21 protein-coding genes are annotated in these 21,184 nt (G+C 60.1%); 10 read left to right on the top strand and 11 right to left on the bottom strand.

Annotation, left to right across the window (positions count from 1 at the left end):
* Window positions 1-90: 90 nt before the first annotated feature.
* Window positions 91-1,569, bottom strand: coding sequence for an ATP-dependent RNA helicase RhlB (gene rhlB / locus D8U61_RS11560; RefSeq protein WP_016771585.1), 1,479 nt, complete (start codon window positions 1,567-1,569; stop codon window positions 91-93).
* A gap of 96 nt (window positions 1,570-1,665) precedes the next feature.
* A complete protein-coding gene (locus tag D8U61_RS11555; protein WP_016771584.1) occupies window positions 1,666-2,322 on the bottom strand; it encodes an alpha/beta fold hydrolase in 657 nt (218 codons plus the stop codon).
* Window positions 2,323-2,790: 468 nt separating this feature from the next.
* Between D8U61_RS11555 and D8U61_RS11550 the strand changes: the two genes are divergently transcribed.
* From D8U61_RS11550 to D8U61_RS11535, 4 genes are all read left to right on the top strand, one after another.
* On the top strand, window positions 2,791-3,822 hold the full coding sequence (locus D8U61_RS11550) for an amino acid ABC transporter substrate-binding protein (protein ID WP_016771583.1): 1,032 nt from the start codon (window positions 2,791-2,793) through the stop codon (window positions 3,820-3,822).
* Between the two features lie 66 nt (window positions 3,823-3,888).
* Entirely contained in the window at window positions 3,889-5,070 is a 1,182-nt protein-coding gene (locus tag D8U61_RS11545) for an amino acid ABC transporter permease (RefSeq protein ID WP_071174462.1), read from the top strand.
* Window positions 5,071-5,080: 10 nt separating this feature from the next.
* Entirely contained in the window at window positions 5,081-6,175 is a 1,095-nt protein-coding gene (locus D8U61_RS11540) for an amino acid ABC transporter permease (RefSeq protein ID WP_024011693.1), read from the top strand.
* A 13-nt stretch (window positions 6,176-6,188) separates the two neighbouring features.
* Entirely contained in the window at window positions 6,189-6,953 is a 765-nt protein-coding gene (locus D8U61_RS11535; RefSeq protein WP_016771581.1) for an amino acid ABC transporter ATP-binding protein, read from the top strand.
* Between the two features lie 51 nt (window positions 6,954-7,004).
* On the opposite strand, the gene D8U61_RS11530 is transcribed toward D8U61_RS11535, so the two are convergent.
* Together D8U61_RS11530 and D8U61_RS11525 are read right to left on the bottom strand one after the other, a co-directional pair.
* Window positions 7,005-7,493, bottom strand: a complete 489-nt coding sequence (locus D8U61_RS11530) for a type II toxin-antitoxin system MqsA family antitoxin (RefSeq protein WP_130926956.1) — start codon at window positions 7,491-7,493, stop codon at window positions 7,005-7,007.
* On the bottom strand, window positions 7,490-7,801 hold the full coding sequence (locus D8U61_RS11525; protein WP_130926955.1) for a type II toxin-antitoxin system MqsR family toxin: 312 nt from the start codon (window positions 7,799-7,801) through the stop codon (window positions 7,490-7,492). Before D8U61_RS11525 ends, D8U61_RS11530 begins: the two co-directional genes overlap by 4 nt.
* A 166-nt stretch (window positions 7,802-7,967) precedes the next feature.
* Between D8U61_RS11525 and D8U61_RS11520 the strand changes: the two genes are divergently transcribed.
* The 5 genes from D8U61_RS11520 (at window position 7,968) to D8U61_RS11500 (ending at window position 11,946) form a co-directional block, all read left to right on the top strand.
* Complete coding sequence (locus tag D8U61_RS11520) at window positions 7,968-8,627, top strand: FadR/GntR family transcriptional regulator (protein ID WP_016771578.1); 660 nt, start codon at window positions 7,968-7,970, stop codon at window positions 8,625-8,627.
* Complete coding sequence (locus D8U61_RS11515; RefSeq protein ID WP_123443481.1) at window positions 8,617-9,921, top strand: CynX/NimT family MFS transporter; 1,305 nt, start codon at window positions 8,617-8,619, stop codon at window positions 9,919-9,921. Before D8U61_RS11520 ends, D8U61_RS11515 begins: the two co-directional genes overlap by 11 nt.
* Window positions 9,922-10,111: 190 nt before the next feature.
* Window positions 10,112-10,582 carry a nuclear transport factor 2 family protein gene (locus D8U61_RS11510; RefSeq protein WP_071174467.1) on the top strand — a complete coding sequence of 157 codons (471 nt, stop codon included), beginning with the start codon at window positions 10,112-10,114 and terminating at the stop codon, window positions 10,580-10,582.
* Between the two features lie 41 nt (window positions 10,583-10,623).
* Complete coding sequence (locus D8U61_RS11505; protein ID WP_073473642.1) at window positions 10,624-10,926, top strand: GIY-YIG nuclease family protein; 303 nt, start codon at window positions 10,624-10,626, stop codon at window positions 10,924-10,926.
* An 84-nt stretch (window positions 10,927-11,010) separates the two neighbouring features.
* Window positions 11,011-11,946, top strand: a complete 936-nt coding sequence (locus D8U61_RS11500) for a glutathione S-transferase family protein (protein WP_123443484.1) — start codon at window positions 11,011-11,013, stop codon at window positions 11,944-11,946.
* A 117-nt stretch (window positions 11,947-12,063) separates the two neighbouring features.
* Here D8U61_RS11500 and D8U61_RS11495 read toward each other — a convergent pair whose 3' ends face one another.
* The gene (locus D8U61_RS11495; protein WP_125918307.1) at window positions 12,064-12,414 is read right to left on the bottom strand and encodes a glutaredoxin family protein; all 351 of its coding nucleotides are present in this window, start codon (window positions 12,412-12,414) and stop codon (window positions 12,064-12,066) included.
* On the bottom strand, window positions 12,414-13,418 hold the full coding sequence (gene yejK / locus D8U61_RS11490; protein ID WP_016771572.1) for a nucleoid-associated protein YejK: 1,005 nt from the start codon (window positions 13,416-13,418) through the stop codon (window positions 12,414-12,416). The genes D8U61_RS11495 and yejK overlap by 1 nt, the downstream gene beginning before the upstream one ends.
* A gap of 395 nt (window positions 13,419-13,813) precedes the next feature.
* Here yejK and D8U61_RS11485 point away from each other — a divergent pair, with 395 nt between their 5' ends.
* The gene (locus D8U61_RS11485) at window positions 13,814-14,095 is read left to right on the top strand and encodes an HU family DNA-binding protein (RefSeq protein WP_003221909.1); all 282 of its coding nucleotides are present in this window, start codon (window positions 13,814-13,816) and stop codon (window positions 14,093-14,095) included.
* A gap of 201 nt (window positions 14,096-14,296) precedes the next feature.
* Here D8U61_RS11485 and rlmF read toward each other — a convergent pair whose 3' ends face one another.
* The 5 genes from rlmF to D8U61_RS11460 form a co-directional block, all read right to left on the bottom strand.
* Window positions 14,297-15,316 carry a 23S rRNA (adenine(1618)-N(6))-methyltransferase RlmF gene (gene rlmF / locus D8U61_RS11480; protein WP_016771571.1) on the bottom strand — a complete coding sequence of 340 codons (1,020 nt, stop codon included), beginning with the start codon at window positions 15,314-15,316 and terminating at the stop codon, window positions 14,297-14,299.
* A 233-nt stretch (window positions 15,317-15,549) separates the two neighbouring features.
* A complete protein-coding gene (locus D8U61_RS11475; protein WP_073473636.1) occupies window positions 15,550-18,396 on the bottom strand; it encodes a valine--tRNA ligase in 2,847 nt (948 codons plus the stop codon).
* A gap of 135 nt (window positions 18,397-18,531) precedes the next feature.
* The gene (locus D8U61_RS11470; protein WP_130926954.1) at window positions 18,532-18,939 is read right to left on the bottom strand and encodes a DNA polymerase III subunit chi; all 408 of its coding nucleotides are present in this window, start codon (window positions 18,937-18,939) and stop codon (window positions 18,532-18,534) included.
* An 8-nt stretch (window positions 18,940-18,947) separates the two neighbouring features.
* On the bottom strand, window positions 18,948-19,376 hold the full coding sequence (locus D8U61_RS11465; protein WP_130926953.1) for a DNA polymerase III subunit chi: 429 nt from the start codon (window positions 19,374-19,376) through the stop codon (window positions 18,948-18,950).
* Between the two features lie 57 nt (window positions 19,377-19,433).
* Window positions 19,434-20,924, bottom strand: coding sequence for a leucyl aminopeptidase (locus D8U61_RS11460; RefSeq protein ID WP_130926952.1), 1,491 nt, complete (start codon window positions 20,922-20,924; stop codon window positions 19,434-19,436).
* Window positions 20,925-21,184: the final 260 nt, after the last annotated feature.

Raw genomic sequence — 21,184 nt, 5'->3', positions numbered from 1 at the left:
TCCATTATGGACTTTTAGTTCTGGCGAGCAACCATCGGGCATAAAAAAAGCGCAGTCCGTTTCCGGCTGCGCTTTCTCATATAGCGGGGCTTACTGCGGACGCTTGCGCTCAACCGCGCGCAGCAGATGCGTCGGTGGGGTTTCGCAGCTGATCTTGCGACCGAGTTTTTCTTCGATGGACGGCAACTGGTAGGAGTCGTCCTCGCCGGCAAAGCTGATCGACACACCGTCAGCGCCTGCGCGACCGGTACGGCCGATGCGGTGCACGTAGTCGTCCGGCACTTCCGGCAGGGTGAAGTTGATCACGTGGCTGATACCGTCGATGTGGATGCCGCGACCGGCGACATCGGTGGCGACCAGCACGCGAATCTTGCCTTCGCGGAAACCTTCCAGAGTCTTGATGCGCTTGTGCTGCGGTACGTCGCCGGACAGCTGCGCGGCGTTGATGCCGTCACGCACCAGACGCTCTTCGATGCGGCGTACTTCGTCCTTGCGGTTGGCAAACACGATGACCCGCTCCCAACCGTTGTCGTTGACCAGGTTGTAGAGCAGTTTGTATTTGTCGGCAGCGGCCACGGCGTAGATGTGCTGCTCGACGTTCTCGTTGGCGACGTTGGTGATTTCGATTTCGACGATGGCCGGGTCGGTGGTCCATTGCTTGGCCAGATTCATCACGTCTTCGGTGAAGGTTGCGGAGAACAGCAAAGTCTGGCGTTCGGACTTCGGCGGGGTCTGGCGAATGATCTGCCGTACCTGCGGGATGAAACCCATGTCGAGCATGCGGTCGGCTTCGTCCAGGACCATTACTTCAACCATGTCCAGATGCACGTCGCCGCGCTGGTTGAAGTCGAGCAAGCGGCCCGGCGTGGCGACGAGGATGTCGCAATGACGTGCTTCGAGGTGCTTGAGCTGTTTGTCGAAGTCCATGCCGCCGACGAAGGTCATGACGTTGAGGCCGGTGTACTTGGTCAGGTCAGCGGCGTCCTTGGCGATCTGCACCACCAGTTCGCGGGTCGGCGCGATGATCAGCGCGCGCGGCTCGCCCATGTAGCGCTCTTTCGGCGGCGGCGTCTGCAGCAACTGGGTGATGATCGAGATCAGGAACGCGGCGGTCTTGCCGGTGCCGGTCTGCGCGCGGCCAATGGCGTCTTTGCCGGCGAGGGTGAAACCCAGCACCTGCGCCTGGATCGGCGTGCAGTACGGAAAGCCCAGGTCCTGGATGGCGTGCATCAGTTCCGGAGCAAGCTTGAAATCGTGAAAGCGGGTTTTGCCTTCCTGCGGCTCGACGACGAAGTCTTCGAGTTTCCATGGAATGACCGGTGCCTTGGGCTTCGGTTCGCGACGTGGCCTGGCCGGTTTCGGCGCTTCGCTGGGTGCAGGCTCTACGGCAATTGGCGCTGGCGCAGCGGGTATTTCTTCTGGCTTCGGTGCGGCTGCGGGAGCGGGGCGGTCGGCCTGCGGGGCATCGGTGCGATGACCGGGGGCGTGCGACGGCGCACTGGGAACTGGCGCGAGCTGCTCAGCCTCGCTTTTACCGAACATCTTCTTGAGTGCTTTGAGCACGGTCATCTCATCAGTTGGTTAAGGAATGTACGCCGGCCAGTGTAATGCAAGAATCGGGCGCGGCGTAGTAGGAGGGATCAATGGGCGGACATTGCTCGCAAATCAGCGCAGGCGTTCGCTCAGCCAGACGCCGACGTCGCGAATCTCTTCAGGTAACACTTCGTGCTCCATTGGGTATTCCTGCCATGTCACGGTGACACCATGCTTCACCAAATGCTCATAGGCAGTGCGCCCCATCGAGTTCTGCACCACGCCATCGAACTGACCGTGCAGACACAGCACCGGAATACGCTGCTGACTGGCGGATAACTCCAGTTCGTCGCTGAATGTCGGTGCGTACGTCGACAACGCCAGCACCCCGCCCAACGGCCCCTGCCATTTCAGAAAAGCGGTGTGCAGCACCACTGCGCCGCCCTGGGAAAACCCGGCAAGGAAAATCCGCGAGGCGTCTATTCCGCTGGCGCGCTCGTTTTCGATCAGCTCGATGATGCGCTCTGCCGAAGCTTCCAGTTCGTCGCGATCGATCGCCCGGGCCGGGCTCATGGCCTTGATGTCGTACCAGCTGGGCATGGCATATCCGCCATTTATCGTCACTGGACGGGTCGGTGCCTGCGGCAGCACAAAGCGCGTGCTCAACAGACTTTCCTGCAACGCCTCGGCCACCGGCAGGAAGTCGTAGCGGTCGGCGCCGAGGCCGTGCAGCCAGATCACGCAGGCATCCGCGGGCTTAACAGGCTGAAGAATCAAGGGCTCGGTCATGTCTGCTCCAAAAATGTGCGGGCGCTCTCATTGAGTGCGTGATTGAAGTGCGCGCCCGGTTGATCCGTTAACAAGATGTCGCAAGGTTACAAGTTTAGCTATTGACGTGTCGCGCAATCACTTTCGCAAGCGGTGTGGTACGGCGTTTGCTATGGAGCTTTGCGTACGAAGCATCCGTTGCGCGGCGGTAACACTATCAGTGTCAGTCGCACGATGGGATAGCAACGAATCCGGTGATGGATGTTCGCCAATGGCCGCAACGGGCTTAGCGAACGTGAAAGGGCTACAGCCCGTTCGGCCGATTGGTGAGAAGTGAGTGATCCATGATGTGGATTTTCTCCTACTAGACTCATAGCGAAGGTCTTACGTCGGTTGACCCCAAAAAAAGCCAACACGGGTCAACAACGCCTCAAAAGGGTGCGACAGGACTCAAGCTCCGACACAACAAGAGCAAAACTGGAGGTTTGAATGAAGATGTTGAAATCCACTCTGGCGGTCGTGACTGCTGCAGCAGTACTCGGCGTCAGCGGGTTCGCTCAGGCGGGTGCAACCCTGGATGCGGTACAGAAAAAAGGTTTCGTGCAGTGTGGCGTGAGCGACGGTCTGCCGGGCTTCTCGGTACCGGATGCGACCGGCAAGATCCTCGGCATCGATGCCGACGTCTGCCGCGCTGTGGCCGCAGCCGTTTTCGGCGACGCCAACAAGGTCAAGTTCAGCCAGTTGAACGCCAAGGAGCGCTTCACCGCGCTGCAATCCGGCGAGATCGACATCCTGTCGCGCAACACCACCATGACCAGTTCCCGTGACGCGGGCATGGGCCTGAAATTCCCGGGCTTCATCACCTACTACGACGGCATCGGCTTCCTGGTGAACAACAAGCTGGGCGTGAAAAGTGCCAAAGAGCTCGACGGCGCGACCATCTGCATCCAGGCCGGTACCACCACCGAACTGAACGTTTCCGACTACTTCCGTGGCAACGGTCTGAAATACACCCCGATCACCTTCGACACCTCCGATGAAAGCGCCAAGTCGCTGGAATCCGGTCGTTGCGACGTGCTGACCTCCGACAAGTCCCAGCTGTTCGCCCAGCGCAGCAAGCTGGCCTCGCCGAAGGACTACGTGGTGCTGCCGGAAACCATTTCCAAGGAACCACTGGGCCCGGTTGTACGTAACGGCGACGACGAGTGGCTGGCGATCGTGCGTTGGGTCGGCTACGCGCTGCTCAATGCCGAAGAAGCCGGCATCACTTCGAAGAACGTCGAAGCTGAAGCCAAGTCCACCAAGAACCCGGACGTGGCCCGTATGCTCGGCGCTGACGGCGAGTACGGCAAAGACCTGAAACTGCCGAAAGACTGGGTGGTGCAGATCGTCAAGCAAGTCGGCAACTACGGCGAAATCTTCGAGAAAAACCTCGGCAAGAGCACTCCGCTGGAAATCGACCGTGGCCTGAACGCCCTGTGGAACAACGGCGGCATTCAGTACGCACCACCAGTGCGCTAATGGTTCTATCGCCCGGCGGGCCAACCGCCGGGTGATGTTCTTGTTCCATTTCTTCCGGGGCACTTCATGCAAAATTCTATCGGCGCACCAAAGCAGAGGCTCAGCCTCAGCGATCCACGAGTGCGTGCGTGGCTATTCCAGATCATCACGGTTGTGGCGGTGGTCTCGCTTGGCTGGTACCTGTTCGACAATACGCAAACCAACCTTCAGCACCGGGGCATCACCTCCGGCTTCAGCTTTCTGGAGCGCAGTGCCGGATTCGGCATCGCTCAAACCCTGATCGACTACACCGAAGCGGACAGTTACGCGCGGGTGTTTGTCATCGGCCTGCTCAACACCTTGTTGGTGACCTTTATCGGCGTGATCCTGGCGACGATTTTAGGTTTCATCGTCGGTGTAGCGCGGCTGTCGCAGAACTGGATCATTGCCAAACTGGCGACGGTGTATGTGGAAGTATTCCGCAACATTCCGCCGCTGCTGCAGATCCTGTTCTGGTACTTCGCGGTGTTCCTGACCATGCCGGGGCCGCGCAACAGCCACAACTTCGGCGACACCTTCTTCGTCAGCAGCCGTGGCCTGAACATGCCGGCCGCACTCGCTGCCGACGGCTTCTGGGCGTTCGTGATCAGCATCGTCCTGGCCATTGTCGGCATCGTGCTGATGTGCCGCTGGGCCAACAAGCGCTTCGAAGAAACCGGCGTACCGTTCCACAAGTTCTGGACCGGCCTGGCAATTGCGCTGGTGATCCCGACCCTGTGCGCGCTGATCTTCGGCGCTCCGCTGCACTGGGAAATGCCTGAGCTCAAGGGCTTCAACTTCGTCGGCGGCTGGGTGTTGATCCCGGAACTGCTGGCGTTGACCCTGGCGCTCACCGTGTACACCGCAGCGTTCATCGCCGAGATCGTGCGTTCCGGGATCAAGTCGGTCAGCCACGGCCAGACCGAAGCGGCGCGTTCGCTTGGCCTGCGCAACGGCCCGACCCTGCGCAAAGTGATCATCCCGCAAGCCCTGCGCGTGATCATTCCGCCGCTGACCAGCCAATACCTGAACCTTGCGAAGAACTCCTCGCTGGCCGCCGGTATCGGTTACCCGGAAATGGTTTCGCTGTTCGCCGGCACCGTGCTCAACCAGACCGGGCAGGCCATCGAAGTGATTGCCATCACCATGAGCGTGTACCTGGCGATCAGTATCAGCATTTCCCTGCTGATGAACTGGTACAACAAGCGCATTGCGCTGATCGAGCGGTAAGGAAAAGCGCATGAGTACTCATACTTTCAAACCCGACATGCCTCCACCGAACAGCAGCATCGGCGTGGTGGCGTGGATGCGCGCTAACATGTTCTCCAGCTGGCTCAACACCCTGCTGACGCTGTTTGCGTTCTACCTGATCTACCTGGTTGTGCCACCGATTCTCAGTTGGGCGATCGTCGATGCCAACTGGGTCGGCACCACCCGCGCCGACTGCACCAAGGAAGGCGCCTGCTGGGTGTTCATTCAGCAGCGTTTCGGCCAATTCATGTACGGCTACTACCCGACCGAACTGCGCTGGCGCGTCGACCTGACCGTGTGGCTGGCGGTCATTGGCGCAGCACCGCTGTTCATCTCGCGCGTGCCGCGTAAAGCGGTGTACGGCCTGAGCTTCCTGGTGCTGTACCCGATCATCGCCTTCATCTTGTTGCACGGCGGTTTCGGTCTGACCACCGTGCCGACCAGCCAGTGGGGTGGCCTGATGCTGACCCTGGTGATCGCCACCGTCGGCATCGCCGGAGCATTGCCGCTGGGCATCGTGCTGGCGCTGGGACGACGTTCGAACATGCCGGCGATTCGTGTGGTCTGCGTGACTTTCATCGAGTTCTGGCGCGGCGTGCCGTTGATCACGGTGCTGTTCATGTCCTCGGTAATGCTGCCGCTGTTCCTGCCCGAAGGCATGAACTTCGACAAGCTGCTGCGGGCGCTGATCGGCGTGATCCTGTTCCAGTCGGCGTACGTCGCCGAAGTGGTGCGTGGCGGTCTGCAAGCGATTCCCAAAGGGCAGTACGAAGCGGCAGCAGCGATGGGCCTCGGTTACTGGCGTTCGATGGGCCTGGTGATTCTGCCGCAAGCGCTGAAGCTGGTGATTCCGGGCATCGTCAACACGTTCATTGCGCTGTTCAAGGACACCAGCCTGGTGATCATCATCGGCCTGTTCGATCTGCTCAACAGCGTCAAGCAAGCCGCGGCCGACCCGAAATGGCTGGGCATGGCCACCGAAGGCTACGTGTTCGCCGCCTTGGTGTTCTGGATTTTCTGTTTTGGTATGTCGCGCTATTCCATGCATCTGGAACGCAAGCTCGACACTGGCCACAAGCGTTAGGAGTTCTCTGTAAATGAGCGAAGCAATCAAAAAGCCTGTGGGTCCGGAAGGCATCATCCAGATGCAGGGCGTGAACAAGTGGTACGGCCAGTTTCACGTACTCAAGGACATCAACCTCAACGTCAAACAGGGCGAGCGCATCGTTCTGTGTGGCCCGTCGGGTTCCGGTAAATCGACCACGATTCGTTGCCTCAATCGTCTGGAAGAACACCAGCAGGGGCGCATCGTCGTCGATGGCGTGGAACTGACCAACGACCTCAAGCAGATCGAAGCGATCCGCCGCGAAGTCGGCATGGTGTTCCAGCACTTCAACCTGTTCCCGCACCTGACCATTCTGCAGAACTGCACGCTGGCGCCGATGTGGGTGCGCAAGATGCCCAAGCGCAAGGCCGAAGAAATCGCCATGCATTACCTGGAGCGCGTACGCATTCCGGAGCAGGCGCACAAGTATCCGGGGCAGCTGTCCGGCGGTCAGCAACAGCGTGTGGCGATCGCCCGCGCCCTGTGCATGAAGCCGAAAATCATGCTGTTTGACGAGCCGACTTCAGCGCTCGATCCGGAAATGGTGAAAGAGGTTCTCGACACCATGATCGGTCTGGCCGAAGACGGTATGACCATGCTTTGCGTGACCCACGAAATGGGCTTTGCCCGCACCGTGGCCAACCGCGTGATCTTCATGGACAAGGGCGAAATCGTTGAACAGGCCGCGCCGAACGATTTCTTCGACAATCCGCAGAATGATCGGACCAAGTTGTTCTTGAGTCAGATTTTGCATTGATGGTTGATGAGTGAAACCAACCCGGCCATGTGCCGGGTTGTTTTTTCGGGGTCAGGAAACCGAAAGGGATTCATGTTCTTTGTGGACGATGTGCTCGAAACCTCTCAAATCTGCACCTTCGCCGAGAGTCTTTGCATCGGTTAGCAAATATGGGTAACGATCCAATAAACGCATCAGCAGTATGAGTGCCTTGGGCGGCAAGATTTCGCCGCGCTCGTAGCGAGAGAATGCGTTATGCCCACCCCCAGATAGCAGTTGCACCGTCTCTTTTTGCGTCAGATGCAATTTGCGGCGAATCCGCTTCATCTCGTCGCCAATCATTTTCCTGGCAGCGATGACCAACTCATCACCTGCGTCGCAATAACGTTCCGCGCTATCGGTCTCGGCGTCCCATTCAATCTCACCGCACTTCTGGCATTCCCAGCCAGAAAGATTATCGACACGACGCTCCATGCCTTTGACTTTGAGGGTTTCGCCACGCCCCTGAAAATGCGTCATTCCCTCACGTGCACCGCAGCTGACACATTGCTGGGTTTTCATGGGTTGTTCTCCTTGAGGGAGATCACCGGTGGGCTGCCGCCGGGGCGGTATGTCACCTTGATGTAAATCTCCTGATCTCGTGAATTGATGTGATACACGTCTTGCCAGATTCGATGATCCTCATAAGTAGTCATCGATTTGTACAACATCTTGGTTTGTAGCTCGAAAACAATCTCCTGCATTTCGCTGACATTGAAGCCGAGCTTCTCAGCTGACCTTACTGAAGTTTTGGTGAAAGCGTTTTGACCCAGTCGCCTCACTTCAGACTTGATCACCGCCAAGTCGTAATGGGGTGTGTTCTTTTCCATAAGAAGCTAAAACCCTGTCCCTGAAATTACCCTTAAAGGGTAATTTTGACCAATCGAAAATGCCGCTTCATGTGTCTCCGATTGACCCTAGGTGGTTGCCGTCCTACATGGGTCTGACTAACATGTCGGAAAATTCATCCTATGATTGGATGAAAAGGTGAGGTTCATGTCCGACATTTCCCCTTTGATCAAGCGATCCCTGGTCGATCAGGCTTTGGATCAACTGCGTCAGCGCATCAACAGCGGTGCGTGGCAGGTCGGCGAGCGTCTGCCGACCGAGCCTGAGCTGTGCGCCGAGCTGGGCATCAGCCGCAACACGGTGCGTGAGGCGATGCGTGTTCTGGCGTTCTCGGGATTGATCGAAATTCGCCAGGGCGACGGCAGTTATCTTCGTGCGCTGGTCGACCCGCTCGACACACTTAAAGCGCTATCGCGTTGTTCGCTGGAGCAGGCCCGGGAGACCCGGCACATCCTTGAAGTCGAGGCCATCGGCCTGGCGGCGTTGCGTCGTACCGATGAGGATCTGGCGGCGCTGCGTGAAGCGCTCGGCACCAGCGGCAGCCATTACCACGGCGATCTCGACACCTATATCGCCTGCGATCTGGTGTTCCATCGCCGACTGGTCGACGCCGCGCACAACCCGACCCTCAGCGAGTTGTATCGCTACTTCTCCAGCATCGTCGGCGCGCAATTGCGCCAGACCCTGAATATCTCCCCGCGCCGTCAGGAAGTGTTCGATCTGCACATCGACTTGCTCGATGCGGTCGAGCAACGCGACCCGGAACGGGCCAAAGCCTTGTCGAGGCAGTTGATCAATGAACCTTGAAACCGAGAAAACCATGTCCCGCAGTGAGTTATCCACAGCGTCGAAACGCACCCCCGAACTTGAAGAGCTGCTGATCGATGCCGAGGCTGATGACGAGCAGGTGCAGCAAAGCCATCCGTTGGTGAAACGTCCATGGTTGCTGCTGCTCGGGCTGATTCTGGTGGCGCTGAACCTGCGCCCGGCGTTGTCGAGCATGGCGCCATTGCTCAGCGAGGTCTCCAGAAGCCTCGGGCTGTCTGCGGCGCAGGCGGGATTGCTGACCACGTTGCCGGTGCTGTGCCTGGGCTTGTTCGCACCGCTGGCGCCGATCCTTGCGCGGCGGTTTGGTGCTGAGCGCGTGGTGTTGGGGATTCTGCTGACACTGGCCGGCGGCATCATCCTGCGCAGCAATTTCGGCGAGATCGGGCTGTTCGCCGGCAGCGTCCTTGGCGGCGCCAGCATCGGCATCGTCGGCGTGCTGCTGCCGGGCATCGTCAAGCGCGACTTCGCCAAACACGCCGGGACCATGACCGGCGTCTACACCATGGCGCTGTGCCTGGGCGCAGCGATGGCGGCGGGTTCGACCGTGCCGCTGAGTGAACACTTCGGCAACAGCTGGGCGATGGGCCTGGGCTTCTGGGTGATTCCGGCATTGGTGGCGGCGGTTTTCTGGCTGCCACAAGTCGGCTCCAAACATGGCGCACACAACGTCGCCTACCGCGTGCGCGGGTTGCTGCGTGATCCGCTGGCCTGGCAGGTGACCTTGTACATGGGCCTGCAATCGTCGCTGGCCTACATCGTGTTTGGCTGGTTGCCGTCGATCCTCATCGGGCGCGGGCTGACACCGACTCAGGCCGGATTGGTGCTGTCCGGTTCGGTGATCATTCAGCTGGCCAGTTCGCTGGCCGCGCCGTGGCTGGCGACCCGTGGCAAGGATCAGCGTCTGGCGATCGTCGTGGTCATGGCGCTGACCCTGGCCGGCCTGTTCGGCTGCCTGTACGCACCTATCGAAGGTCTGTGGGGCTGGGCGATTCTGCTCGGGCTGGGGCAGGGCGGTACGTTCAGTCTGGCCCTGACCCTGATCGTGCTGCGCTCGCGCGATTCCCATGTCGCGGCGAACCTGTCGAGCATGTCGCAGGGTTTTGGCTACACCCTGGCGTCCATGGGGCCGTTTGCCGTGGGCGTGGTGCATGACTGGACCGGCGGCTGGAATGCGCTGGGCTGGATTTTCGGCATTATCGGCGCCGGTGCAATCCTCGCCGGGCTGGGTGCCGGCCGGGCGCTGTATGTGCAGGTGCAAAGCGAAAAGATCTGAATGCACTGGCTGCAAATGTGGGAGCGAGCCTGCTCGCGAAAGCGGTGTTTCAGTCAACATGGATGTCGAATGTTGAATTGCCTTCGCGAGCAGGCTCGCTCCCACAAGGGTTTTGCGTATTGCCGATAGTGTTTCTGCGCGCGGCAGATTATGGTGCTGGCAATCTGTACCTATTTCTTTGGAGATTGCCTTGAGCGAAGCCCATAGCGCCCTGATCACCCGCTTCTACCAAGCCTTTCAGCGCCTTGACGCCGAAGCCATGGCCGCCTGCTACACCGATGATGTGGTCTTCAGCGATCCGGCGTTCGGTGAGTTGCGCGGGCGCGATGCCGGCGACATGTGGCGCATGCTGACTACCCGCGCCAAGGATTTCTCCCTGACCTTCGACAACGTCCGCGCCGACGAACGCAGCGGCGGCGCACACTGGGTCGCGACCTACCTGTTCAGCCAGACCGGCAACATCGTCATCAACGATATCCAGGCGCGTTTCGTGTTCCGTGACGGCAAGATCTGTGAGCACCACGACCACTTCGATCTGTGGCGCTGGTCGCGCCAGGCGTTGGGTTTCAAAGGCCTGCTGCTGGGCTGGACGCCGCTGGTGCGCAACGCCGTCCGCGCCCAGGCGCGCAAGGGACTGAAGGCATTTCAGGCCGGGCGCTGATAAGATCGCCGCCTGTTTTCCTACACGTTCAGATCACCCAAGTGACCAGTCTTAGCGAACAATCCGTCGATGCTGCCGAGCCAGTGAGCAAATCCTGGTTCGTCTACCTCGTGCGTGCCGCCAATGGCTCGTTGTACTGCGGAATCAGCGACGACCCGGTGCGGCGTTTCGCCAAGCATCAGAGCGGCAAGGGCGCGCGGTTCTTTCTCTCCAGCCCGGCGATGGCGCTGGTCTACACCGAACTGTGCCGCGACAAAAGCGATGCTTTGCGCCAGGAACGGCTGATCAAAAAGCTGCGCAAAAGCGCCAAGGAATGCCTCGTCGCGTCTTATCAATCTGACTGATTGGCTCCCATCAGGCAGATCTGTAGGCTGCTAATCAAATGCACGCTAAGCTGCGGGCTCACTATCTGAGCGGCGGAGCCGAGCATGTCCGAGTTGATTCTGCACCATTACCCGACCTCTCCATTCGCCGAGAAGGCCCGCCTGCTGCTGGGCTTCAAAGGCCTGTCCTGGCGTTCGGTGCATATTTCCCCGGTGATGCCAAAGCCGGATCTGACCGCGTTGACCGGTGGCTACCGCAAGACCCCTGTGTTGCAGATCGGTGCTGACATCTATTGCGACACCGCACTGATCGCTCGACGCCTGGAACAGGAAAAAGCCCTGCCGGCGTTCTTCCCCGAGGGTCAGGAAATGACCTGCGCCAGTTTTGCGGCGTGGGCCGATTCGGTGGTGTTCCAGCACGCCGTGAGCCTGGTGTTCCAGCCGGAATCGGTGGCGGTGCGTTTCGGCAAATTGCCCCCGGAAGCGATCAAGGCATTCCTGGCCGACCGCGCCGGTCTGTTCAGCGGTGGCAGCGCCACGCGTCTGTCCGCCGAGCAGGCCAAACATCAGTGGCCGACGATCATGGCGCGTCTGGAGCAGCAGTTGCAGCGCGAGCAGGGCGACTTCCTCTTCGGCGAGCCATCGATTGCCGACTTCGCCCTGGCGCATCCGCTGTGGTTCCTCAAGGCGACGCACGTGACGGCGCCGCTGGTGGATGAATATCCGGCAGTCGCGGCGTGGCTGGGTCGGGTGCTGGGGTTCGGCCATGGCGCGGCGAGCGAGATGTCTTCCGCCGAGGCACTGGAGGTCGCGCATAACGCGACGCCAGCGGCATTGCCGGATGAGCGGTTCGTTGATCCGAACGGCTTCAAGGCGGGCCAGCAAGTGGCAATTGCCGCTATCGATTACGGCGTTGATCCGGTGGTGGGCGAGCTGCTGTTTGCTGGCAGTGAAGAGCTGATCATTCGCCGTGAAGACGAACGTGGCGGCGTGGTGCATGTGCACTTTCCGCGCTTTGGGTTCCGTATCGAAGCGCGCTGATTTATCGAGTCAGCTGCAAACCTGTGGGAGCGAGCCTGCTCGCGAAGACGAAGGATCATTCAACATGGTTGTTGGCTGATGCAGCGCTTTCGCGAGCAGGCTCGCTCCCACCGTTGATTATTTCAGGGCAGCGAGGATTTCTTCCGGATCGAACCCGCGAATCAAGGTGCCGTTCACATCAATCAGCGGAATCCCGCGTCCACCCAATGCCTCATACCCCTTGCGCGCATCGGCATCCTTCTCGATGTCGTACTCCTTGAACGGTATGCCCTTGCTGTCGAGAAAGCGTTTGGTCTGTTTGCAGTAGCCGCACCAGTCGGTGGCATAGAGCACGACATTGGCGTGCGCCCGCGTCTGCTCAGAAACCATTTGCGCGGGATTGAACACCCGCTCGATTTTGCCCCAGTTCTGATAGACCACGACCACCAGCAGTACCAGGGCGACTTTTTTCAGCACGTTGCCGAGCATCAGTTACGCCGCTTCAGCTGGTCGGTCAGCGAAGTCGGCAGGCCTTTGATGATCAGGGTGCCGTTCTCTTCGTCGTACTCGATCTTCGACCCCAGCAGATGCGCTTCGAAGCTGATCGACAGGCCTTCGGCGCGGCCGGTGAAGCGGCGGAATTGGTTGAGGGTACGTTTGTCCGCCGGGATCTCCGGCGACAGGCCGTAGTCCTTGTTGCGAATGTGATCGTAGAAGGCCTTCGGGCGTTCTTCGTCGATCAGTTCCGACAGCTCCTCAAGTCCCATCGGTTCGCCGAGCTTGGCCTGGCTGCTGGCATAGTCGACCAGAGTCTTGGTTTTCTCGCGGGCCGAGTCTTCCGGCAGGTCTTCGCTCTCGACAAAGTCACTGAAGGCTTTGAGCAGGGTGCGGGTCTCGCCGGGGCCGTCGACGCCTTCCTGGCAGCCGATGAAGTCGCGGAAATATTCCGAGACCTTCTTGCCATTCTTGCCCTTGATGAACGAAATGTACTGTTTGGACTGCTTGTTGTTCTGCCACTCGGAAACGTTGATCCGCGCTGCCAGATGCAACTGGCCAAGGTCGAGATGGCGCGAAGGCGTCACGTCGAGCTCATCGGTCACCGCCACGCCTTCGCTGTGGTGCAGCAGGGCGATTGCCAGATAGTCGGTCATCCCTTGCTGATAGTGGGCGAACAGCACGTGGCCGCCCACCGACAGGTTGGATTCTTCCATCAGCTTCTGCAGATGCTCGACCGCCACTTTACTGAACGCGGTGAAGTCACGGCCGCCGTCCATGTACTCCTTCAGCCAGCCGCTGAACGGGAACGCGCCGGATTCCGGATGGAACAGGCCCCAGGCTTTGCCCTGTTTGGCGTTGTAGCTTTCGTTGAGGTCGGCGAGCATGTTTTCGATGGCGGCGGACTCGGCCAGTTCAGAGTCACGGGCGTGCAGAACTGCGGGCGTGCCGTCGGGTTTTTTGTCGATCAGGTGGACGATGCAATGACGGATCGGCATGGGCTTCTCGGCTGTTGGAAGGGAGGAGGGCAGGCTCCCCCGAAAAAGCGCTCAGTGTACCGCAACCACTGGTTTTGGCGCGGGTTGCAGGGCAAAACCGGGGCGCGCGCCCGGCCTTAAGCGGTTTTTTACCGATTTAGCGCAATAAAGCTGACCAAATGGGTAGCTAGAGGCGGATATTTCCTTGTCGCTGTGCTAGTTTTGCCCGGTCTTACGCGAAGTCACTGCGTTAAGCGTGCATTCAGCATTTGTCAGGTCGAACCAAACCCTGATTTCGGCATCTATAACCCGACTCGTCGTGGTTATCGCCGAGGGTGCCAGATCCAGAAGATCGGGCTCGATGGCTGACACTGCACTCTGCAATCCATATGAATTTGATAGGGAAGGAACACTACATGGCTCTTACTAAAGACCAACTGATCGCCGACATCGCTGAAGCTATCGACGCGCCGAAAACCACCGCGCGTAACGCTCTGGACCAACTGGGCCAAATCGTTGCCGATCAGCTGGAAAACGGCGGCGAAATCACCTTGCCAGGTATCGGCAAGCTGAAAGTGACCGAGCGTCCTGCCCGCACCGGCCGTAACCCTTCGACTGGCGCTGCCATCGAAATCCCTGCAAAGAAAGTGATCAAGCTGGTTGTGGCCAAAGGCCTGACCGACGCTGTGAACAAGTAAGACGCAGCGATAAAAAAAACCGTGCTTCGGAGTGATCCGGGGCACGGTTTTTTTGTGTCTGTGATTTGGCGATTGACTCATGAATGCCATAAACCATTGTGGGAGCGAGCTTGCTCGCGAAAGCAGTGTGTCAGTCAACTTCAATGTCACTGATATACCGCATTCGCGAGCAAGCTCGCTCCCACAGCGATCTGCTGTGTCTTAGCGCACCCAGCGCTCGCGCCGCCAGATCTGCTGCTCGGACTTGGTCTGAAAGGTCCAGGCGACAAAGCGGCTCTGCTTCTGCCCCTGCGACATCTCCACGACCTGGCTCTCCAGCACGCCAGCCTTCTTCAGTGCCGTCTCGATGGCCGGCAGGTTCGAGGCCTTCGACACCAGCGTGCTGAACCACAACACCTTGTGCTGGAAGTTCGCGCTCTCGGCAATCAACTGCGTCACGAAGCGCGCTTCACCGCCTTCACACCACAGCTCCGCCGATTGCCCGCCGAAGTTCAGCACCGGCAGCTTGCGTTTCGGGTCGGCCTTGCCCAAGGCGCGCCACTTGCGCTCGCTGCCCTTGGTCGCTTCTTCCATCGAAGCGTGGAACGGCGGGTTGCACATGGTCAGGTCGAAACGCTCGCCCGGCTCCAGCAAGCCGATGAGGATGTGCTTGCGGTTTTCCTGCTGGCGCAGCTGGATCACTTTGCTCAGATCATTGGACTGCACGATGGCTCGAGCCGCCGCCACGGCTGTCGGGTCGATCTCCGAGCCGAGGAAGTGCCAGCGGTATTCGCTGTTGCCAATCAGCGGATACACGCAGTTGGCGCCCATGCCGATGTCCAGCACGTTGACGATCGCGCCGCGCGGCACTTTACCGTCGTTCATGCTCGCGAGCAGGTCGGCGAGAAAGTGCACGTAATCGGCACGCCCCGGAACCGGAGGGCAGAGGTAGTCCGCCGGGATGTCCCAATGTTGAATGCCGTAGAACGCCTTGAGCAGCGCCCGATTGAACACACGTACCGCGTCGGGGCTGGCGAAGTCGATGCTTTCCTTGCCGTACGGGTTGGTGATCACATACTTGGCCAGTTCCGGCGTGGTCTTGATCAGTGCCGGAAAGTCGTAACGACCCTGATGGCGATTGCGCGGATGCAGGCTGGCCTTCTCGCGCGGCTCGACGGCTTTGCTCGGGGACGCGGCGTCAGGCTTCTTGCGCGCAGGTTTGGGTGTGCGGGGGGCGGTCATGGGCGAGGTCGATTCGGGTATGGCTGAAAGTGGCGGGTATTGTCCCACATCTGAAGGCAACACCGTTCAAACTGTGGGAGCGAGCCCGCTCGCGAAGGCGGTTTCACATCCGGCAGATTTGTCGGCTGATACAGCGCTTTCGCGAGCAGGCTCGCTCCCACAGGGGACTCGAGGTTTTGCAGGAATAAAAAAGGGAGGCCACCTGGGCCTCCCTTTTTCAGTGCGGTTTGCCGTTACAGACTGGCAATCCGCGCGTGCTGCTCGGCCAGTTTGCCCAGGGCTTGTTCGGCCTCGGCCAGTTTGGCGCGTTCCTTCTCGATGACTTCGGCCGGGGCCTTGTCGACGAATCCTGCGTTGGAGAGCTTGCCGCCAACGCGTTGGACTTCGCCCTGCAGACGCAGGATTTCCTTGTCCAGACGTGCCAGTTCCGCGCCCTTGTCGATCAGACCGGCCATTGGTACCAGCACTTCCATCTCGCCCACCAGTGCGGTAGCGGACAGCGGTGCTTCTTCGCCAGCGGCGAGTACGGTGATCGATTCCAGGCGCGCCAGCTTCTTCAGCAGCGCTTCGTTCTCGGTCAGGCGGCGCTGGTCTTCAGCGCTGACGTTCTTCAGGAAGATCGGCAGTGGCTTGCCCGGGCCGATGTTCATCTCGCCACGAATGTTGCGCGTGCCGAGCATCAGTTCCTTGAGCCATTCGATGTCGTTTTCCGCCGCCGGATCGATGCGCTCCTCGTTGGCCACCGGCCAAGGCTGCAGCATGATCGTTTTGCCCTGAATGCCGGCCAGCGGCGCGATGCGCTGCCAGATTTCTTCAGTGATAAACGGCATGAACGGATGCGCCAGACGCAGCGCCACTTCCAGCACGCGCACCAAGGTCCGGCGAGTGCCGCGCTGACGTTCGACCGGCGCGTTCTCGTCCCACAGCACAGGCTTGGACAGTTCCAGATACCAGTCGCAGTACTGGTTCCAGATGAACTCGTACAGCGCTTGTGCGGCGAGGTCGAAACGGAACTGATCCAGTTGGCGGGTCACTTCGGCTTCGGTGCGTTGCAGCTGCGAGATGATCCAGCGATCAGCCAACGACAGCTCGTAGGCTTCGCCGTTCTGGCCGCAGTCTTCGCCTTTGTCCAGAACGTAACGCGCGGCGTTCCAGATCTTGTTGCAGAAGTTGCGATAGCCTTCGACGCGACCCATGTCGAACTTGATGTCGCGACCGGTCGAGGCCAGCGAGCAGAACGTGAAGCGCAGGGCGTCGGTGCCGTAGCTTTCGATGCCGTTGGCGAACTCTTCGCGGGTGGCTTTCTCGATCTTCTTCGCCAGTTTCGGTTGCATCAGGCCCGAGGTGCGCTTCTGCACCAGGGTTTCCAGGTCGATGCCGTCGATGATGTCCAGCGGGTCAAGGACGTTGCCCTTGGACTTGGACATCTTCTGGCCCTGGCCGTCGCGTACCAGACCGTGTACGTACACAGTCTTGAACGGAACCTGCGGCGTGCCGTCTTCGTTCTTCATCAGGTGCATGGTCATCATGATCATCCGGGCAACCCAGAAGAAAATGATGTCGAAACCGGTGACCAGCACGTCGGTGGAGTGGAATTTCTTCAGGAACTCGGTCTGCTCAGGCCAGCCCAGGGTCGAGAAGGTCCACAGGCCGGAGCTGAACCAGGTGTCGAGTACGTCGTTGTCCTGTTGCAGCGCAACGTCCGGGCCGAGGTTGTGCTTGGCACGCACTTCGGCTTCGTCGCGACCGACGTAGACCTTGCCCGACTCGTCGTACCAGGCCGGAATCCGGTGGCCCCACCACAGCTGACGGCTGATGCACCAGTCCTGGATGTCGCGCATCCACGAGAAGTACATGTTTTCGTACTGCTTGGGCACGAACTGGATGCGACCGTCTTCAACGGCAGCAATCGCCGGCTCGGCCAGAGGCTTGGTCGATACGTACCACTGGTCGGTCAGCCACGGCTCGATGACCGTGCCGGAGCGATCGCCTTTCGGCGTTTTCAGGTTGTGATCGTTGACGCTCACCAGCAGGCCGGCAGCGTCGAACGCGGCAACGATCTGCTTGCGCGCCTCGAAACGCTCCAGCCCGGCGAACTCGGCCGGAATCTTGCCGTCGATGCTCTCGTTCAGCGTGCCGTCAAGGTTGAACACCTGCGCGGCAGGCAGCACGTTGGCGTTCTTGTCGAAGATGTTCAGCAGCGGCAGGTTGTGGCGCTTGCCGACTTCGTAGTCGTTGAAATCGTGGGCCGGGGTGATTTTCACGCAGCCGGTGCCGAATTCAGGGTCGCAATAATCGTCGGCGATGATCGGGATGCGCCGGCCAACCAGTGGCAGCTCGACGAATTTGCCGATCAGCGCTTTGTAGCGTTCGTCGTTCGGGTTAACCGCGACGGCGGAGTCGCCGAGCATGGTTTCCGGACGGGTGGTGGCGACGATCAGGAAGTCATTGCCCTCGGCGGTTTTAACGCCATCGGCCAATGGGTATTTCAGGTTCCACAGAAAGCCTTTCTCTTCGTGGTTTTCCACTTCGAGGTCGGAAATCGCCGTGTGCAGTTTGGTGTCCCAGTTGACCAGACGCTTGCCGCGGTAGATCAGGCCGTCTTCATGCAGACGTACGAAGGCTTCCTTGACCGCTTCCGAGAGGCCGTCGTCCATGGTGAAGCGCTCGCGGCTCCAGTCGACGGACGAGCCGAGGCGACGGATCTGCCGGCTGATGTTGCCACCGGACTGATCTTTCCACTCCCAGACTTTCTCAAGAAATTTTTCCCGGCCCAGATCGTGACGATTCTGGCCTTGGGCTTCGAGTTGGCGCTCCACCAGCATCTGCGTGGCGATACCGGCGTGGTCGGTGCCCGGCTGCCACAGGGTGTCGCGACCCTGCATGCGGCGGAAACGGATCAACGCGTCCATGATCGCGTTGTTGAAGCCGTGACCCATGTGCAGGCTGCCGGTGACGTTCGGCGGCGGGATCATGATGGTGTAGGACTCGCCCGCGCCTTGCGGGGCGAAGTAGTTCTCGGACTCCCAGGTCTTGTACCAGGAAGTTTCAATGGCGTGCGGCTGGTAGGTCTTATCCATGCGCGGCGGGACCCTATTGGCATTTATTCAGGAAAAGCCGGGAAGTATAGCCGTGGGGACAGCCACAAGCCACAAGCTGCAAGCTGCAAGCTTCAAGAGGAGCACGGCGGATTTGCTTTGGCTTTGGCTTGCAGCTTAAAGCTTGCCGCTTGCAGCTGCGGCGAGCAGCCGCTCCAGCCGCGCATCGAGGCGGCGTTTGATTTCGGTCTCGATGTGAGGGGCGAAGTCGTCGATCACGTCTTGCATGATCAATTGCGCGGCGGCGCGCAGTTCGCTGTCCAGGTGCAGCAAAGCGTCCGGGCCTTTATCGACCGGTGCGGCAGCCGGGGCAGCCGGGGCAGCCGGCGGCGCTGGTGGCGGCTCGACAGCCGCCGGCTGATTGCCGACGGAATCGAACAGCATCGGAATCTGTTCCTGTTCGCCGTCATCGACCGTATCGGTCAAGAGCGGCGGTTGCAGGTTGTCATCGCCGAGCAACTGGCGGATCGATTCGAGATCGTCCAGCAGGTGAGCGGATTTCTGTTGCGGTTTCGGAGTGTCCATTGGAGTGCTCAGAGTCGCTGTAAACGGTGGTCTTGCAGAGAATAGCCCTGTTCGCGGTAGAAACGGAAACTCTCCCGCGCCGCCGCTCGGATGGTCGGATCTTCCACCACCACTTCCGCCACGCGGGCAAATTTGCTGGCGAAGGCCGGGACTTTCAGGTCGAGATTGACCAGCAGATCCTGATGTTCACCGCAGTTTTCGCCCAGTCCCAGCACGATCAAACCGTCCGGTTCGCTGTCGGCAGGGCCGTGAGGCACGAAACTTTCGCCCTTGAATGCCCACAGCCGCGCATCGAGATCGTCACGTTGGGCCGCATCGCTGCAATGCAGGTAGATGCGATGGCCCATGCGCCAGGCTTTCTCGGTGAGCTTGCAGGCGAAATCCAGACGCGCTGAAGGATCGGCGCTGGGCAGGATATAGAAGTCGACTTTGGTCATTGCGGTTCCAGAGCGGCAAGCGGCGTCACCCGAGAGTGACGCCACCTTTCAGCGGTTTCAGGCCTTGGCGCGATCCAGCAGGTACTGGGTCAGCAGCGGAACCGGACGGCCAGTGGCGCCCTTGTCCTTGCCGCCGCTGGTCCATGCCGTGCCGGCGATGTCCAGGTGCGCCCAGTTGAGGTTCTTGGTGAAGCGCGACAGGAAGCAGGCGGCAGTGATGGTGCCGGCCTTCGGCCCGCCAATGTTGGCGATGTCGGCGAACGGGCTGTCCAGTTGCTCTTGATACTCATCGAACAGCGGCAGTTGCCAGGCGCGGTCGTCGGCAGCCTTGCCGGCGCTGAGCAATTGCTCGATCAGTTCGTCGTTGTTGCCCAGCAGGCCGGACGTGTGTGCGCCCAGGGCCACCACGCAAGCGCCGGTCAGGGTGGCGATGTCGATCACCGCTTGTGGCTTGAAGCGCTCGGCGTAGGTCAGCGCATCGCACAGCACCAGACGGCCTTCGGCGTCGGTGTTGAGGATTTCCACGGTCTGGCCGCTCATGGTGGTGACGATATCGCCCGGGCGCGACGCGTTGCCGCTCGGCATGTTTTCGGCGCAGGCGAGGATGCACACCAGATTGATCGGCAGTTTCAGCTCAAGCACTGCACGCAAGGTCCCGAACACGGAGGCAGCGCCGCCCATGTCGTATTTCATCTCGTCCATGCCGGCGCCCGGCTTCAGGCTGATGCCGCCAGTGTCGAAGGTGATGCCCTTGCCGACCAGCGCGTATGGCTTCTCGGATTTCTTGCCGCCGTTGTATTGCATGACGATCAGGCGCGGCGGCTGGGCGCTGCCCTGGCCCACAGCGTAGAACGAGCCCATGCCGAGGGATTTGATCTTCTTCTCGTCGAGCACTTCGACTTTCAGATCCTTGAACTCTTTGCCCAGATTCTTGGCTTGTTCGCCCATGAAGGTCGGGTGGCAGATGTTCGGTGGCAGGTTGCCCAGATCGCGGGTGAAGGCCATGCCGTTGGCAATCGCGGTGGCGTGATTCACGGCACGCTGCACTTCGGCTTGCGCAGCCTTGATGGTCAGCAGGGTGATTTTCTTCAGGGCGCGCGGTTCGGCTTTCTGGCTCTTGAACTGGTCGAAGGTGTAGCCGCCGTCGACCAGGGTTTCTGCCAGCAGGCGAGTCTTGCCGTAGCTGTCGCGACCTTTGACGATGACTTCATCCAGCGCCAGCACGGCGTCACCGCCGCCCAGGCCTTTGAGGGTGTTGAGGATGCCGGCAACGATTTTGCGGAATGGCCGGTCGCCCAGTTCTTCGTCCTTGCCCACGCCGACCAGCAACACGCGCTCGGCTTTCAGGTTCGGCAGGCTGTGCAGCAGCAGGCTCTGACCGACCTTGCCAGCCAGGTCGCCACGCTTGAGCACGGCGCTGATCGCACCGCCGCTCGACTCGTCGACCAGTCTGGCGGCGACACCGAGTTTGCGGCCTTCGCCGACGGAAACCACCAGGGTGGCGGTTTTCAACGTTTCTGGGCTAACGCTTTTTACAACCAGTTCCATGTCCGGATCCCTGAATGAATGGTCAACACGCAGGCGTTCGACGTTGTCCGCAGTCGCCTGCTTATAGATAGAAGAGGCGCAGGCCAAAGCCTGCGACAAGGGCCGCAGTTTGAACCTCGCTCCCCGCGCCTGACAACCCTCAGCAAAGGATTACAGCGATGGATGAGTGTGCGCAGTGACAGGCGCACCCAATCACAGGATAATGCCGCATCTTTTTTCGACCGCTCTGCATGGCGGGCCGGTCGATGTGTTTGCTTGTT

This window comes from Pseudomonas sp. Sample_14, from assembly GCF_004307515.1.
GTDB classification, from domain to species: domain Bacteria; phylum Pseudomonadota; class Gammaproteobacteria; order Pseudomonadales; family Pseudomonadaceae; genus Aquipseudomonas; species Aquipseudomonas atacamensis.
The sequence above is the reverse complement of the archived record's forward strand: the minus strand, read 5'-3'. Positions and strand labels throughout refer to the sequence as shown.

Coding starts and splice junctions, on each gene's coding strand:
- D8U61_RS11550 (WP_016771583.1), top strand. CDS start 2,791: ATGAAGATGTTGAAATCCACTCTGGCGGTCGTGACTGCTGCAGCAGTA.
- rlmF (WP_016771571.1), bottom strand. CDS start 15,316: ATGACCGCCCCCCGCACACCCAAACCTGCGCGCAAGAAGCCTGACGCC.
- D8U61_RS11530 (WP_130926956.1), bottom strand. CDS start 7,493: ATGAAAACCCAGCAATGTGTCAGCTGCGGTGCACGTGAGGGAATGACG.
- D8U61_RS11545 (WP_071174462.1), top strand. CDS start 3,889: ATGCAAAATTCTATCGGCGCACCAAAGCAGAGGCTCAGCCTCAGCGAT.
- D8U61_RS11470 (WP_130926954.1), bottom strand. CDS start 18,939: ATGGACACTCCGAAACCGCAACAGAAATCCGCTCACCTGCTGGACGAT.
- D8U61_RS11465 (WP_130926953.1), bottom strand. CDS start 19,376: ATGACCAAAGTCGACTTCTATATCCTGCCCAGCGCCGATCCTTCAGCG.
- D8U61_RS11555 (WP_016771584.1), bottom strand. CDS start 2,322: ATGACCGAGCCCTTGATTCTTCAGCCTGTTAAGCCCGCGGATGCCTGC.
- D8U61_RS11535 (WP_016771581.1), top strand. CDS start 6,189: ATGAGCGAAGCAATCAAAAAGCCTGTGGGTCCGGAAGGCATCATCCAG.
- yejK (WP_016771572.1), bottom strand. CDS start 13,418: ATGCCGATCCGTCATTGCATCGTCCACCTGATCGACAAAAAACCCGAC.
- D8U61_RS11475 (WP_073473636.1), bottom strand. CDS start 18,396: ATGGATAAGACCTACCAGCCGCACGCCATTGAAACTTCCTGGTACAAG.
- D8U61_RS11520 (WP_016771578.1), top strand. CDS start 7,968: ATGTCCGACATTTCCCCTTTGATCAAGCGATCCCTGGTCGATCAGGCT.
- D8U61_RS11500 (WP_123443484.1), top strand. CDS start 11,011: ATGTCCGAGTTGATTCTGCACCATTACCCGACCTCTCCATTCGCCGAG.
- D8U61_RS11460 (WP_130926952.1), bottom strand. CDS start 20,924: ATGGAACTGGTTGTAAAAAGCGTTAGCCCAGAAACGTTGAAAACCGCC.
- D8U61_RS11495 (WP_125918307.1), bottom strand. CDS start 12,414: ATGCTCGGCAACGTGCTGAAAAAAGTCGCCCTGGTACTGCTGGTGGTC.
- D8U61_RS11540 (WP_024011693.1), top strand. CDS start 5,081: ATGAGTACTCATACTTTCAAACCCGACATGCCTCCACCGAACAGCAGC.
- D8U61_RS11515 (WP_123443481.1), top strand. CDS start 8,617: ATGAACCTTGAAACCGAGAAAACCATGTCCCGCAGTGAGTTATCCACA.
- D8U61_RS11525 (WP_130926955.1), bottom strand. CDS start 7,801: ATGGAAAAGAACACACCCCATTACGACTTGGCGGTGATCAAGTCTGAA.
- rhlB (WP_016771585.1), bottom strand. CDS start 1,569: ATGACCGTGCTCAAAGCACTCAAGAAGATGTTCGGTAAAAGCGAGGCT.
- D8U61_RS11485 (WP_003221909.1), top strand. CDS start 13,814: ATGGCTCTTACTAAAGACCAACTGATCGCCGACATCGCTGAAGCTATC.